The sequence below is a fragment of the Halomonas llamarensis genome (genome assembly GCF_023555005.1).
In the GTDB taxonomy this organism is placed as follows: Bacteria; Pseudomonadota; Gammaproteobacteria; order Pseudomonadales; family Halomonadaceae; genus Vreelandella; species Vreelandella llamarensis.
The window spans coordinates 18,557-32,985 of sequence record NZ_JAMJPJ010000036.1 but is presented as its reverse complement, the minus strand read 5'-3'; the positions used below and the strand labels follow the sequence as shown (position 1 = coordinate 32,985).

The 14,429-nt window shown below is 56.3% G+C and carries 14 protein-coding genes and 1 riboswitch; of the genes, 9 read left to right on the top strand and 5 right to left on the bottom strand.

What is annotated here, in order from left to right:
* From M8006_RS15585 to M8006_RS15555, 7 genes are all read left to right on the top strand, one after another.
* Nucleotides 1-198, top strand: a 198-nt coding sequence (locus tag M8006_RS15585; protein WP_250083781.1) for a hypothetical protein, incomplete at its 5' end; no start/stop codon positions are given.
* A 174-nt stretch (nt 199-372) separates the two neighbouring features.
* Nucleotides 373-651: a hypothetical protein gene (locus tag M8006_RS15580; protein ID WP_250083780.1), complete on the top strand. Its 279-nt coding sequence runs from the start codon at nt 373-375 to the stop codon at nt 649-651.
* A 594-nt stretch (nt 652-1,245) separates the two neighbouring features.
* A complete protein-coding gene (locus M8006_RS15575) occupies nt 1,246-1,830 on the top strand; it encodes a DJ-1/PfpI family protein (protein ID WP_250083779.1) in 585 nt (194 codons plus the stop codon).
* A gap of 217 nt (nt 1,831-2,047) precedes the next feature.
* Nucleotides 2,048-2,280, top strand: a riboswitch (cobalamin riboswitch).
* Nucleotides 2,281-2,421: 141 nt separating this feature from the next.
* Complete coding sequence (locus tag M8006_RS15570) at nt 2,422-4,242, top strand: TonB-dependent receptor domain-containing protein (protein WP_250083777.1); 1,821 nt, start codon at nt 2,422-2,424, stop codon at nt 4,240-4,242.
* Between the two features lie 13 nt (nt 4,243-4,255).
* A complete protein-coding gene (locus M8006_RS15565; protein ID WP_430886841.1) occupies nt 4,256-5,149 on the top strand; it encodes a cobalamin-binding protein in 894 nt (297 codons plus the stop codon).
* A 12-nt stretch (nt 5,150-5,161) separates the two neighbouring features.
* Nucleotides 5,162-6,133, top strand: coding sequence for a FecCD family ABC transporter permease (locus tag M8006_RS15560; RefSeq protein ID WP_250083775.1), 972 nt, complete (start codon nt 5,162-5,164; stop codon nt 6,131-6,133).
* Entirely contained in the window at nt 6,133-6,903 is a 771-nt protein-coding gene (locus tag M8006_RS15555) for an ABC transporter ATP-binding protein (RefSeq protein WP_250083773.1), read from the top strand. Before M8006_RS15560 ends, M8006_RS15555 begins: the two co-directional genes overlap by 1 nt.
* A 42-nt stretch (nt 6,904-6,945) precedes the next feature.
* On the opposite strand, the gene M8006_RS15550 is transcribed toward M8006_RS15555, so the two are convergent.
* The 5 genes from M8006_RS15550 to M8006_RS15530 all read right to left on the bottom strand — a co-directional run bounded on the left by M8006_RS15550 (nt 6,946) and on the right by M8006_RS15530 (nt 11,701).
* Nucleotides 6,946-7,884, bottom strand: a complete 939-nt coding sequence (locus tag M8006_RS15550) for a DMT family transporter (protein ID WP_250083771.1) — start codon at nt 7,882-7,884, stop codon at nt 6,946-6,948.
* Nucleotides 7,885-7,940: 56 nt separating this feature from the next.
* Nucleotides 7,941-8,765: an AraC family transcriptional regulator gene (locus tag M8006_RS15545; RefSeq protein WP_250083770.1), complete on the bottom strand. Its 825-nt coding sequence runs from the start codon at nt 8,763-8,765 to the stop codon at nt 7,941-7,943.
* 118 nt (nt 8,766-8,883) lie between these two features.
* Entirely contained in the window at nt 8,884-9,648 is a 765-nt protein-coding gene (locus M8006_RS15540) for an ABC transporter ATP-binding protein (RefSeq protein WP_250083768.1), read from the bottom strand.
* A complete protein-coding gene (locus M8006_RS15535; RefSeq protein WP_250083766.1) occupies nt 9,649-10,713 on the bottom strand; it encodes a FecCD family ABC transporter permease in 1,065 nt (354 codons plus the stop codon).
* A 31-nt stretch (nt 10,714-10,744) separates the two neighbouring features.
* Nucleotides 10,745-11,701 carry an ABC transporter substrate-binding protein gene (locus tag M8006_RS15530; protein WP_250083785.1) on the bottom strand — a complete coding sequence of 319 codons (957 nt, stop codon included), beginning with the start codon at nt 11,699-11,701 and terminating at the stop codon, nt 10,745-10,747.
* A gap of 404 nt (nt 11,702-12,105) precedes the next feature.
* Between M8006_RS15530 and M8006_RS15525 the strand changes: the two genes are divergently transcribed.
* Both M8006_RS15525 and cobO read left to right on the top strand, forming a co-directional pair.
* The gene (locus tag M8006_RS15525) at nt 12,106-13,827 is read left to right on the top strand and encodes an ATP-binding protein (RefSeq protein ID WP_250083764.1); all 1,722 of its coding nucleotides are present in this window, start codon (nt 12,106-12,108) and stop codon (nt 13,825-13,827) included.
* Nucleotides 13,824-14,417 carry a cob(I)yrinic acid a,c-diamide adenosyltransferase gene (gene cobO, locus M8006_RS15520; protein ID WP_250083762.1) on the top strand — a complete coding sequence of 198 codons (594 nt, stop codon included), beginning with the start codon at nt 13,824-13,826 and terminating at the stop codon, nt 14,415-14,417. The genes M8006_RS15525 and cobO overlap by 4 nt, the downstream gene beginning before the upstream one ends.
* Nucleotides 14,418-14,429 lie beyond the last annotated feature (12 nt).

Sequence of the window (14,429 nt, the reverse complement as noted above, 5' to 3'; positions counted from 1 at the left end):
AAGATGGCCGAGCCAAAACGCCTGCATAGCATTGAGTTCTTGGACCATGAGGATCTCCTGGATAAAGAATGCCTCAGTGTGATCAGCAAAACTCAGGTTGAGAAGATGTGGTTAGTGGCGCGCTTACCATCAGCTCGCAGTTTTGCGTCCGGCTTCCTCCAGACCGATCCTCGCGGAGCGGCCCTTGCCATTCGCTAGTGGTTGGCGTTCAATCGGGGAAACCCAAAGGACGGTGATCTTCCCACAGGGGACTTTCACCCCATTAGTTCATGCCCATGCTGGGCGTACACAAGTGGCTGTTGTCGGACGCACCTGTGCTAGCGCTCCGGTACGCCGCAAAGCCAAGGCGTTATGTTTTTAGGAGACTCAACATTGAGCTACGTTAAGGATAAAAACAAAAATCAAATTTTGGATGAGATGGAAGGCACAGCACAGGTTGGTAGCTTAATACATGAACAACAAAGAGCGGCAATTTCGGTTAGATGTACGGAAGATATTGAAGCGGCTTTAGCTAAGGTCGAAACGCAGTTAAAACTCAACTCGGAATCATCAGACAGAGTTAGCAACAAACTGTTCTGGTTAAATGTTGTTCTGGCTTCGGCAACTCTTGTCGCTGCAGTTGCAACAGTGATTATTGCTATAAAAACATAATAATTTTACTGTCAGTAAATAGTGCTGATGATGAGCTTAAGTTATGTATCGGCAAGTAAAACATAAAAAATTGCTTAATTTCGCTCCGGCCACAAACAGCGTGGCCTCCATTGGACAGCCTACGCTGCGCTACGGCAGCCAATTAGCAAAGTGTTATGTGTATTTATACAATTTGTGTGCTTGAACAGTTTTTGGTCAGGGTGTAGGCTGATTTTGTGTACAAAATTTGTACACCAATCGGTCAGGGTAATCCTGGAATGCTCGCACCCTTGAGGAGGGTTCAAGATGGCAGTCAAGCACACACCAACAGGTGAAGTTCACAGCGGTAACAAAGGCGGTAAAACTGGGTGCGGTTTCGATACCCGTGACAACCCCAGCCACTGGGTTTCATCGCATGAAGGAATCACGTGCGGCAAAAACGGCTGCAAAAACTGATTCTTACATGGTTTGCTTCCGTTGCAGTTGGCCTGAGATCAAGTCAAACGGGGGCAAACCACATAACCAGTCAATTAAGTACGTTCCGGTCTACGGCCTTCACCGGACGCCCCTGACGGGCCGCCGCTTATTTCCGCGTTATGTGTTTTGGAGAGCTAGGTGAATATTGGCATTTTTATCTACCCCGACGCGGAAGTGCTCGATTTTTCTGGGCCATTTGAAGTCTTCTCCACAGCATCGCGTTTGTGTGGCACCGAAAATCCGTTCTCGGTGTTTTTAATTGCCGAGAGCAGTGCATTGGTTTCAGCCCGAGCTGGATATAAAGTACTGCCAGAGTACTCAATTGATGATCACCCTCCACTCGACGTGCTTATCGTCTCTGGTGGTGTGCACACCCATGAAATGGGAAACGAGAAAGTCCTTGCCTGGATTAGGAGCCAGGCGGAGTGCGTTACGTTGATAGCTACCGTTTGCACTGGCATCTTTCTTTTGGCTAACGCTGTTCGTTCTCTCTCGTGCAAGGTCACCACACACTGGGAGGATATTCCAGAACTCAAAAAGAGGTTTGGCCGACTTCATGTGGTCGAGGGCGTGCGGTGGGTTGATGAGGGCAGTGTTATTAGCTCGGGTGGTATATCTGCAGGTATCGATATGAGTCTGCATCTCGTGAGTAAGTTACACAGCGAAAGTTTGGCGGAAAAAACGGCGCTCCAAATGGAGTTCGCTTGGACAAAAAACACATAACCCGTGCTGGCATGGTGATGCTCACTACATTGCGCCTTCGGCTCCATTCCATGGGCGCGCAGTGGCCGCAAGCCGCGTAAACAGGCAATTAAAACCAATGAGCATTCTATCTTAAATTAATGCGGTAGTGGTCTTGGCGGTGGGGGCCAGAATAGCTAAAGGGCTAGCGGCAACACTGCACCGCCTCTTTCAATTGACCTCCTTTTGGCAAGTTGCTAGCTTACGCACACTCTCAGGTGCTGATGGTGGTTGCCGCCATCAGTTAAACGGGAAGTTGGTGATCGTTTTGTGAATCCAACGCTGCCCCCGCAACGGTGATCGAGATAAGAACGGCTATAAGACGCCACTGTGCTAACGCATGGGAAGGTGGTCGTTCAGAGAGGGTTCGTGCTTTTAAAAAGCGGCCTTTCGCTCGTCAGCCCGGAGACCGGCCTAAGCGTGATGGTTCTAAAGAACCACTCCATACCGAGGCGCGGAGGGCGGCTCAGGGTGATGCTGGTGGCTTTCACACTACCGATGTTCCCTTGGCTTTCCTCTGCTCGGTCAAAAAACACGCTGTGCGGGTGAGCACAGTGAGCAAGGGACCCTTCCATGAACCACCGTTTTCACACCACCGCCAAACGGGCGGCGTTTGCTATGGCGGCACTGCCGTTAGCCATCTCCTTTTCAGCCCAGGCCCAGTACGCCGATGCGACGAATGAAGTAGCGGCACTTGATCCTGTTGTTGTGACCGCTGCGTTAGCACCCCGCACCGCCAACGAAAGCCTCGCTTCTGTTAGCGTGCTAGATGAAGCGACGTTTCGCCGCCAAGACCCTACCCGCCTAACCGATCTTCTGCGCGGCCAGCCGGGCGTTGATGTCACTAGCAACGGCAGTTTTGGTAAAAGTACCAGCGTTTATCTGCGTGGTGCGCCCAGCGATGCAACCGTGCTAATGATTGATGGCATTCGCCTACGTTCCGCCACGGCAGGGGGAGCCGCTTTTCAGTATTTAGACCCTCGTATGTTTGACCGCGCGGAAATCTTGCGCGGCCCGCGAGGCAGCCTTTACGGTGCGGATGCCGTCGGCGGCGTGATACAGCTCTTTACCCCTGACGGTGATGAGCAGGGCCCGCAACCCAGAATTTCGCTCGGCGGTGGTTCATTCAATACCCAGCGGTTAAGCGCAGGTATTTCTGGCCGCGAGGGAGGCACGCGCTACAGCGTTGCCGCTAGCCATTTCAATACAGATGGCCAGCCTGTTCGTCGCGGGGGTGACGACAAAGGCTACGACAACACCTCTGCGCTTGCCCGTGTGGCACATACGTTTGGGAGTGGTGCTGAAGTCGGCGTGCTGGCGCTGCGCGCTCGCGGTCACAATGAATATGACGGCGGTGAGAATGACTTCGTTCAGCAGGTGGCGGGTATTTACGGCGAGCTGCCGGTCACCGATACCTGGCGCAGCCGGTTAACCCTTAGCGAAGCCCGTGACGAGCTGGATACGATTGATAATTTCGGTGGGTCGGTGATTGATACCCGTACCCAAACCGCCCGCTGGCAGAACAATATTCAGCTTGGCGCCCATGCATTAATCGCGGGGGCAGAAATCAGCGAAGACCGCGTTGCAAGCACTAATGATTTCGCTGAAACCCGTCGCGATAACGTCGCGGTATTTACTCAAGCGCTGCTCGACTTTTCGCCGTTCGCTATTCAAGCAAGCTTGCGTTACGACGACAACGAAGCCTACGGCGATGAAGTCACTGGCAGCTTGGCGCTGGGCTACGATCTGGATAATTACCACACGCTGCGAGCCAGTGCAGGCACTGCGTTTAAAGCCCCGAGCTTTAATGACCTTTATTGGCCGAATTCGGGTAACCCTGATCTCAACCCGGAAACCTCTGAAACCGTTGAAGTGGGCATTCGTGGCCAATACAGCCAGTGGTTCTGGGACTTGGCCGTCTTCCAAAACGACTACGACGACCTGATTGCCTGGGCACCGACGCCAAGCGGTTTGTGGGCGCCGCAAAACGTCAATAATGCGCGTATTCGCGGTGCTGAGCTTTCAAGCGGCGTTGAAATCAACGAGTGGGTACTGCAAGCCACCTTCACCTACCTGGACCCGGAAGACCAGGAAACTGGCAATCGGCTAGCCCGCCGCGCCACTCAAAGTGTGCGACTGGATATCGACCGTGATCTTGGTGATTGGTCGCTGGGCGGCTCATTAATTGCCCAAAACCACCGTTACGAAGATGCCGCTAACGAAGAGCGCCTTGGTGGTTATGGTCTAGTCAACCTGCGTGCCGGATGGGCGTTTGCACCGCTCTGGACGGCGCGGGTGACTGTCGAAAACGCGTTTGATAAAGAGTATGAGACAGCGAGTGACTACATCAACGCCGGTCGGGCGGCTTTCCTCAGTGTTCATTTTGGCCAGTAACCTCACCAGGCTGTTGCGCGGGGCTTTATGCCCCGCGCTGCTCTCTGTCGCGAGTTTTGCAGCGGCTGAAGTCGAACCGGATTCGCTTGCCCGTTGTGTGATCGACGACCGCGACCGCAAAGTGTGCCTGGAGGCGCCTGCCCAGCGTATCGCCACGCTTTCGCCGGGTGCTACTGAGCTGACCTACGCGGCGGGTGCCGGAGAGCAAGTGGTGGCGGTGGTTTCTTACAGCGACTACCCACCCGAGGCCAAAGAGGTTCAGTCGGTAGGCAGCCACACACGCATGGATCTGGAGGCGTTGGTTACACTGCGGCCGGATTTGGTGATTGGTTGGATCACCGGTAACCCACCCGAGCAGCTGGAAACCATCGAAGCGCTGGGGTTGCCGGTGTTTTATATTGAGCCACGCGGCGTTGACGGCGTCGCCAGCGTGATTGAACGCTTGGCCCGGCTAGCGGGTACCGAATCGGTGGGGCAAAAAGTTGCCGATGGGTTTCGCAAGGGGATGTCGCAGTTAAAAGAACGCTATGCTCATCGCGACCCCGTGCCGACGTTCTATCAGGTGTGGGACGAACCTTTGATGAGCATTAACGATGAGCACCTTATCGGCCAGGTGGTGCAGCTGTGCGGAGGCGCCAACGTGTTTGGCGACCAGCAGCGACTGGTCCCACGGCTAGACGATGAGGCCGTGCTCGCGGCCAACCCCGAAGCGATTATTGCTGCTGGCATGGGCGAGGAAAACCGCCACTGGCTCACCCGCTGGAAACAGTATGATGAACTTGAAGCGGTCGCCCAGGGCAACTTGTTTTTTGTACCGCCTTCGCTGATTCAGCGCCCCACACCACGCCTATTGGAAGGCACAAAACTGCTTTGCGAAAAACTCGAGACCGCCCGTGAGCGGCGCTAACCCAGGGTGCTTATGTACCGCCAACTGAGTCTGCCGCTATTGCTCTTGGCCGTGCTGGCGCTGGCCGCTTTTAGCATGGCGTTAGGGGTAGGCAGTGCCTCGCTTTCGGTCGGCGATGTATGGGCAGTCGTGCGGGGGGATGGCGATGGGTTGGCGCGCACCATGGTGGTTGATTTACGCCTGCCACGGGCGCTTTCCGCGTTTGCCGTGGGTGGGCTGCTGGCGGTGGCGGGTGCCTTGATGCAGGTGCTACTGCGTAACCCTTTGGCCGACCCTTATGTGCTAGGGCTTTCTGGCGGCGCCTCGATTGGTGCGCTGGGGGCAATGTTGGCAGGTTTAGGTGGTGTGTTGATGTCTGGGTCGGCGTTTGCCGGGGCGCTTTTTTCGACCTTCCTGGTGTTTGGTCTCGCCCATGGACGTGGTGGCTGGACGCCCTCGCGGCTGCTACTCACCGGCGTAGTGGTCGCGGCGGGGTGGGGCGCCGTCATCACCTTAATGCTGGCGTTAAGCCCGGCCGAGCGCCTACCGGGAATGCTCTATTGGCTGATGGGCGATCTGTCTTATGCCCGCACGCCCTGGCCGCCGCTTATGCTATTGATCGCGATTTGTCTGGTGCTGGTGCCGCTTGGCCGCAGCTTGAACGTGTTGGCGCGTGGCCCTCAACAGGCGGCTGCCCTGGGAGTCGACGTGCGCCCGCTGGAATGGGGTATCTACGTCGTGGCGAGCATTTTGACCGCCGCCGCCGTCACCACCGCCGGTAGCATCGGGTTTGTGGGTCTGGTGATTCCCCACATGCTGCGCTTGCTGTTAGGCAACGACCAGCGGCTGATATTGCCCGCCTGTGCGTTGGCTGGCGGTACTTTATTAGTGCTGGCCGATACCCTGGCGCGTACCATCATTGCCCCCGAGCAACTGCCGGTGGGGGTGATTACCGCGCTGCTCGGCGTGCCGACGTTCCTGTTTCTGCTTTACCGGAGCCGCTGATGAGTCGCCTGGTTACTCAAGATCTCATCATCGACGTGCCCGGTCGCCAAGGCGGAACCCCGCTTAATCTCACTGTTGAGCCGGGCCAGAGCTGGGGCGTGTTAGGCCCAAACGGCGCAGGCAAAACCACGCTGCTGCATACCCTGGCCGGGCTCAAGTCACCGCGTTCGGGGCACGTTAAGCTTGCCGACGAACCGCTAGCGCAACAGCGCAGACGGCACATTGCCCGCCAGCTTGGCCTGGTGTTTCAAGACCGCCAGGACGGTTTTCCCGCCACGGTGCTGGAAACCGCCTTGATGGGTCGCCACCCGTATTTATCGCCCTGGCAGATGGAAGGTGCCGACGACTATGCCCGCGCCGAACAGGCCCTGGAGCGGCTTGATGTGGCACATTTGCATGACCGTCTGGTGAATACGCTCTCTGGCGGTGAGCGTCAGCGGGTGGCGATTGCCACGGTGCTGACTCAGGCTCCTTCTATTTGGCTGGCCGACGAGCCGACCAACCATCTTGATCTTCACCACCAGAGCGCTGTGATGGCGCTTATGGCTGAACAGGCTAGGGAAGGCCAGGCGGTGATGATGTGTCTGCATGACCTCAATCTCGCCGCCCGCTGGTGCGACCATATTTTGCTGCTTTATCCCAATGGCGATGCTTGCTGGGGACCCAAGGAGCAGATGCTTGTGCCCAGCGCGCTGGAAGATCTTTACCGCCAAAAACTCACCGTTGTTGAGGTCGAGGGAGCGCCGGTGTTTGTGCCGATAAAGGGGTGATGACAAGCTTGGCTAGCTCAACATTTAGCGCTCAATGCTATGTTAGCGGGCATCAAGTAGGTTTTCTGGTTTTTGCTGTCGCTGGTTTGATTGGCGCTGGCGGGACATCAGAAACAGGCCTGCGCCCACCAAAACTCCGCCAATCACTTCATGCCATGCCGGGTGTTGTCCGATCAATATAAATGCAACCAGGGCGGCAAACAGGGGGCAGAGAAACAAGAAGCCGCTTGTATGTACGGAGCCGCCAATCTTTAACGCCGCAAACCAAAGCCCGATAGCCCCAGTCGATGCGGGAATTGCCAGCCACATAAACATTCCCCAATGGTAAGCATCCGTCGGTAGGGAAAAAGGTTGTTTGCTGCAGGCAGCTATCACCATAAGCAGCAGGGAGCCAATCAACATCTGCCAGAAAGTGACTATCCAAGGTGAGGGCGTCATGGCAAATTTCTTACTTAACACGGTAGAGCAGGCCCAGCAGGTTGATGCCAGCATAACCAATACTTCCCCATGCCCGATTCCGTGGTAGCCGTCAACGTCGATCCCAATACAAATAACCACTCCAATAAATGCAGAGGCTAAGCCGAATAAGGCAAACGTCGAGGAGCGCTCGCCTAAAATAAACCATGCCAAGACAACCACCAGTAGAGGATTACTGGCCATAAGAATGGCCGCTATTGAAGAGCTGGTCGCCGTTAGTCCGATGTTGAGTAGCGACATGACGCCGACTGTTTGAAAACTACCAATTATTAGCAGTTTTACCCAAGGAAGCTCTTTAAGAGATATTTTATGCCTGCGCATTTGGATAAAAACAAAAGGCGACAAAGATACTGCTGCGACCAGGAAACGAGCAGACGCTGCCCATAAAGGCGACATCTGCTCCATGACGAGCTTAGTGCTGACAAAAGAAGACCCTTGCAGGAATGTAGATGCGATTATCAGAACGTAATAGTGGTCAGTGAGTGACGTTAGTGAACGTTTCATATTCCTCTACCGATTATTTCAAGAAGTAGAGAAACAATATCAATCTCACGCGGATTCTATTCTTCCATGCGAGACAACTTTGTTTGAGAACAGGACAGATCGTTTAAATACTCTCGGGGAGATTTACCCGTGACACGTTTGAACATAACGGTAAACGCCCCTTGTGAAGCATATCCTAGATGCTCCACAACTTGGCTAACGCGTTGCCCGGTGCTTAACCCAGACATGGCACTTACAATGCGTACCTGCTCTCGCCATTGAATAAAAGAAATACCTGTCTCAGTGCGAAATAGTCGGGATAGTGTCCGAGTAGTTGCTCCGACCTCATTCGCCCAATCTGCCAATGAGCGCACGTCACCCGGATTTTCCAGCAACGTATTGCAGATCTTTTTCAAACGCTTATCTCTGCCTATGGGCAGTTTTAATCCACACTCGAAGGCCTGCTTCATTTCTTCTAATGCTAGCCGCAATAAGCGTTCTTCGAAGCTGTCTGGATGATAGGTGATTGAAAAAGAGGAGGCCCTGATCAGCAGTTCGCGTAAAAGGGCAGTGACGCCTATTCCTACTGGATGACTGGGCAAGTTCAAGGTGAACGATTCGACATTGACATATAATGTCCGCAAACAAACCCCTGTGCTGGCGCTCATTTCATGTTCTACGTAAGGAGGCATCCAGACGCCACGAAACGGAGGTAATAACCAGTATTCATCGCGGGTGCATAGTCTCATCGTACCTGTGCTGGCATAGATTAACTGTCCACGCTGATGTTGATGGGGAGGGATGTGATGGCCCGCAGGGTACTCTTTAAACATCGACACCACAGGGTTTTTAGCATTTTCCCATTTAGCAAGATGCGCATTTGGTGGATGGTCAGTACTCATTTGGGCCCCAATATCTTAACCAAAAAAACGCCTCACTATATCCTGTGGTATCGCCGCCTTTTTCGTGGCTTTTACCTTATGTCATTTGCCTCATGTCATTTGCCCTTTGCCAACGTTTCTAAACAGCATTGCGAAAACGCATGACCTGCTTTCCATCGACAGGATCATCGATCACATGGGCATATACCCCAAAGGTCTGTTGTAGCCTGTTGGGCGTGAGTATGTCGTGGGGTAAGCCGCTGTCGATCAGGCGGCCCCTATCCATGACACCGATGCGGTCGCATTCCATGGCGTGGTTAAGATCGTGTAGCGAGATAATCACCGTGATGGGCAGTTGCCTGACTAATTCAAGAATCGATAGCTGGTGGCGAATATCCAGATGGTTGGTAGGTTCATCCAGCAGCAGAATCTTGGGTTGCTGCGCGAGGGCGCGCCCAATATGCACGCGCTGGCGCTCGCCGCCTGAGAGGGTATGCCAAAGGCGGTCGGCCATGCGGTGCATATCCACATCGTGCAACGCCCGGGTGACAATGGCTTCGTCCTCCTCGGACCATGGGCGCAGGGCGGATAGAAAAGGCGTACGACCCAGTGCTACCACCTGGCGCACGGTAACTCTGTCGGTGGTATCGGCCTGCTGTTCCACCAGGGCGATTGACTGGGCGATCGCCCGTTGCTTGAGGCTGTGCAGGGGCTGGCTGTTAATCAGTACTCGTCCTGCTTTGGGTTTGTTCAACCCCGCCAACAGGCGAAGCAGAGAGGTTTTACCCGAGCCATTCGGCCCCACTAAGCCAAAGGTCTGGCCGGGTTCGACGGTGAGATTGACGTCAATGAGCAGTGGCGTGCCATGCACTGCCCAGTCGAGCTGTTCAGCCGTTAAGCGCATTTAAGACCTCTTGCCGCGAACCAGAATCAGCGCAAAAGCGGGCGCGCCAATCAGCGAGGTGATCACCCCGATGGGAAGTACCTGGCCAGACACCAGCACTCGGGAAAGAATATCTGAGCCAATTAAGAACACAGCGCCAGCCAATGCAGACGCTGGCACCAGCCGGGTGTGACGGCTTCCCACGATAAAACGCATTGCGTGGGGAATTACCAGGCCAACAAAACCAATCGCCCCCACGATGGAAACCATCACCGCCGTGACCAGCGCCATGGCGATAATCAGCATCCCGCGCACCGGGCGTACCGCAATGCCCATGGACGCGGCGCTGTCGGCACCGAAGGTAAACGCATCCAGGGAGCGTCGGTGCCACAGGCAAACCACTAGCCCGAATAGCGCAGCAGGCACCGCTAAGGTCGCATCGGCCCAGCGTACCCCAGAAAGGTTGCCCATCAGCCAAAACATAATACCCCGCGCCTGCTCAGCGCTCGCCGATTTGGTAATGATAAACGCGGTCAGCGCATTGAACAGCTGTGAGCCTGCAATCCCAGCCAGAATAATTGCCCCCGCGGCCTGAACGCCGCGCCCGCCACCGACGCCGCTGTTGGCGGCATGGGCGAGCATCACCACGATGCCAAAGGAGAGAAGGGCGCCAATAAAGGCACCCAATGAGAGCGAAAGCGCCCCCGCGCCTACCCCGGCGACCGCCACCGTTACCGCGCCCGTAGAAGCCCCCGCGGAAATGCCCATTAAGTAAGGGTCGGCCAAAGGGTTACGCAGCAGTGCCTGTAGCACGACCCCCGCCAGCGCCAAGCTGGTACCGCAACAGGCGGCCACAACGGCGCGGCTAAGCCGGTAGTTCCAGATAATCCCCGCGTCGATTCTGTTGACTGTGTAATCCGCGCCGAGCAGGTGATTAGCGAGCACTTTGAGAATCGTCACAATCGGAATTGATGTTTCGCCGATGGCGGTGCCCGCAATCAGTGCGGCCACAAGCACCGCTGGCGTTATCCATAGCCAGCGCAACCCGAAGCTTACCGTCAATGGCCACGTTAGCGCGATTCTCATTCGTTAAACGCCATATCAGTTGAATGACACATTATTTAAATGACATAGCTGATAGCGCCTCGGCCAGGGACTCAAGGCCGTAAATAGTGCGCATGGTGGCGCTCATGGCGTGGGCATCCATCTCCACAATTCGGTCGTTCTTGACCGCTGACATTTCCCGGGTGACCGGGTCGCTGTGTAGAAACTCGCGTTTGGCTTTTACATCGTCGGCAGGAAACCGGCGGCGGTCCATGGTGGCGATGACGAGCACATCGGGGTCCGCTTTGGCGACCGTTTCCCAGCCCACGGTGGGCCACTCTTCATCCGACTCAACCACGTTGCGAATGCCCAGTTTATCCATCATGTAGCCCGGCGCGCCCAGTTGCCCCGCAACGAAAGGGCTAACCCCGAGGTCTGTCGATGAAAACCAGAATGCCGCCGACAAGTCTTCCGGCAAATCAAGGTGACTCGCCTGGTCGATCGCGCGCTCTTCGCGGGTGTTAAGGTCGGCCACCAGCGCCTCACCTGCGTCTTGAACATCGTAAATCTCGGCTAGCTCGGTTATGCCTTTGTAGATGGAGTCCGTCGAGAAAGCGGCGACGCGCGTGCCATCACCGCCGGTCGTATTATCCTTGGTGTCGCAGTCGGCGGGCATCACGTAGGTATTGATACCCAGCTCATGAAACTGGTCGCGGCTGGCCACGATGCCGGTGGGGCCCACGTGCCACTCGTACTGAACCGTCACCAAGTCAGGGCGTTTATTAACCACAGCCTCAAAGCTGGGGTCGTTGTCGGCGATTCGTTCGATGCCCGCGTTAACGTCGGCAAATTGTGGCAGGACTGGAGTGAACCAGACCGACGTACCCTTCACTCGATCAGCGAGCCCCAATGAATAGAGGATTTCCGTGGCTGACTGACCGACCGTCACCGTACTTTCAGGCGGGGCCGTAAAAGTGATGTCTACGCCGCAATTGGTCAGGCTTAGTGGGTAGTCGGTTGCGTCAGCCATTGAGTAACCAGCAGGCAGTAGCGAGATAAGCGCGAAAAGGCGATGAGTAAGCGTCATGAGTCGGTATTCCAGTGATATAAAGTTTGCCACTGCAGTGTCAGTGGCGAATGAAAGTGCTGAATGGGTCCTGCAGCCAATACTTTTTGTTTAACCCGTCATGATTTACGTTCTTTTTATGCCAAAATAACGCGCTCATCAGACAGGCAAAAAACAGCTAATTATTCAAAACATTTGGTTATTTTAAATAATTTTTTTATGAATTACATGCTAATATTATTGGTTATTATTATGAATTTTGTTCAAGTTAGTGTGTGATAATATGCCCGTTACAACCCTCTTTGACTGTTGTACCTTGGGCATAACGAATAGCCAGTAAAATAGCAATCCGCCGGTTGGAGATCGCGGTGACACAGTTTCCCTTTGCGGCCGTTATTGGCCAGGCGTCGTTGAAAACAGCGCTGCTGCTCAACGTGATTAACCCCCAGATTGGCGGCGTGCTGATCAGCGGCCCCCGGGGGAGCGCCAAATCGACCCTGGCGCGGGCATTGGCGGCTATTCTGCCGCCGGATAGCCAGGGGCAAAAACCGCCGTTTGTCACCTTGCCGCTAGGCGCTAGCGAGGACCGTCTGACGGGAAGCCTGGATTTGCAGCGGGTGCTTGCCGAGCGTGAAACCACTTTCCACCCCGGCTTGCTGGCCAAGGCCCACGGCGGCGTGCTGTATGTGGATGAAGTCAATCTGCTACCCGACACGCTGGTCGATCTGCTGCTGGATGTGGCGGCCAGTGGGACCAACATCGTCGAACGCGACGGTATCAGCCATTCCCACCCGGCACGCTTTAGCCTGATTGGCACCATGAATCCGGACGAAGGCGAGCTACGCCCGCAGTTGCTGGACCGTTTTGGGCTGTGTATCGATCAGCCCGCGAGCATCAGCGTGGAAGAGCGAATCGCCATCGTCCAACAGCGCGAAGCCTTTGACCGTGACCCTGCGCACGCCAAGGATGATTTCGAGGATGCCCAGGCGGCGCTGACCGAGCGCATTCAACAGGCCCAGCGCCAACTGGTTGATGTCATTACCCCGTCTTGGGTGTATCACACCATCGCCTCGCGCTGTGAAGCCGCCGGGGTGGAAGGCCTGCGAGCCGACGTGACCTGGCATCGTGCCGCGCGCGCTCACGCCGCCTGGCGCGGCGCAAGCGAGGTAGCGCAGCAGGATATCGAGATCATCGAGCCGTGGGTGCTGGACCATCGGCGCACCCAGCCTCCCGAGCAGAATCCGCCGTCATCGCCGCCGCCACAGGGTGAAACACCGTCGGGTGGAGACGGTGGTTCGTCGTCGGCGTCTAACGAGTCGGCGGGGACATCCGACCAGAGCGGCGAGCAGGGCCAGTGGGGCGCCATGCCGCCCCAGGCTCAGCAGACGATTTCTCAACTTGCCCCCAATCTGGTGAAAACCCCAGGCGCTGATACTCGGGACAAGACAGCGGCAACCCCGGCCTCGGTTGGAAAAGGGCGTATAGCAGGCAAGGGGCGCTCCCAGGTGGAGACCTCTCGTTTGGATGGCTTCGGCACCCTGATCGCCAATTGCGGCCAGTGGCCCTGGCGAGAGATAAAAATGCGCAAATCCCGCGCGGGTCAGACGACGGCGCACCTGGTGCTGCTGGACACCTCCGGCTCTACCCTGGGGCAGCGCTTGCTGGGTCAGGCGAAGGGGCTTGTGGAAGCGCTGGTGAATAAGGCCTACGCGGCACGCGAGCAGGTAGCCGTGGTAGGGTTCGGCAACGGGGGTGTGGTGCCGCTTCTGTCGCGGCGCCGTGCGCCCAAGCGCGTGCAAGACGCGCTGGAGGCGGCGACGGGTGGCGGCGGTACGCCGCTGCGCGAGGCGGTTATCGAAGCCAGGCGCCTGATCCATCAGTGGCAACGCCGCGAGCCCGGGCTGCATATTCGTACCTACCTGATTACCGACGGGCGTACCCGTGAATCCGTCGCCGACCTTGGCCCGCTGGGCGACTGTATCTTGATGGATACCGAGTCGTCCAGAATCAAACGCGGCCAGGGGGCGCGCATCGCCCAGCAGCTGGGGGCAAGATACTGGACACCTTTTTCTGGACGGGAAACCCCATGAGTGACGATCGCCATACCAACCGCATGCAGCGCAAGAAAGACGTGGTCGACGAGCGCATCAGCCGTGCCACGGAAGAGCGCGGGGTGTTGATCCTGCTGAAAGGCAACGGCAAGGGCAAAAGCAGCTCCGCCTTGGGCACCATGGCGCGTGCGCTGGGTCACGGGCAGCGCTGCGCGGTCATCCAGTTTATCAAGGGTCGGCGCGAAACCGGCGAATACCTGTTTTTCCGCGATCAGCCCAACCTTGACTGGCACATCATGGGCCAGGGGTTTACCTGGGAAACCCAGGATCGCGAGCGTGACATTGAAGCCGCCCAGTCGGCGTGGGCAGTGGCCAAGGGATTGCTCGAAAACCCGGATTACCACCTCATCGTCCTCGATGAAATGAGCTACATGTTCAAGTACGGCTACCTCGACCCGCTGCCGGTGGTCGAAGCGCTCAACCAACGCCCGGCGCATCAAAACGTGATCATCACCGGGCGCACCATGGCGACGCCGCTTCAGGAAATCGCCGATACCATCAGCACGGTGCAAGACGAGCGTCACGCCTTTCGTGGCGGTGTTAAAGCCCAGGCGGGGATCGAATACTGATGAGCACAGCCC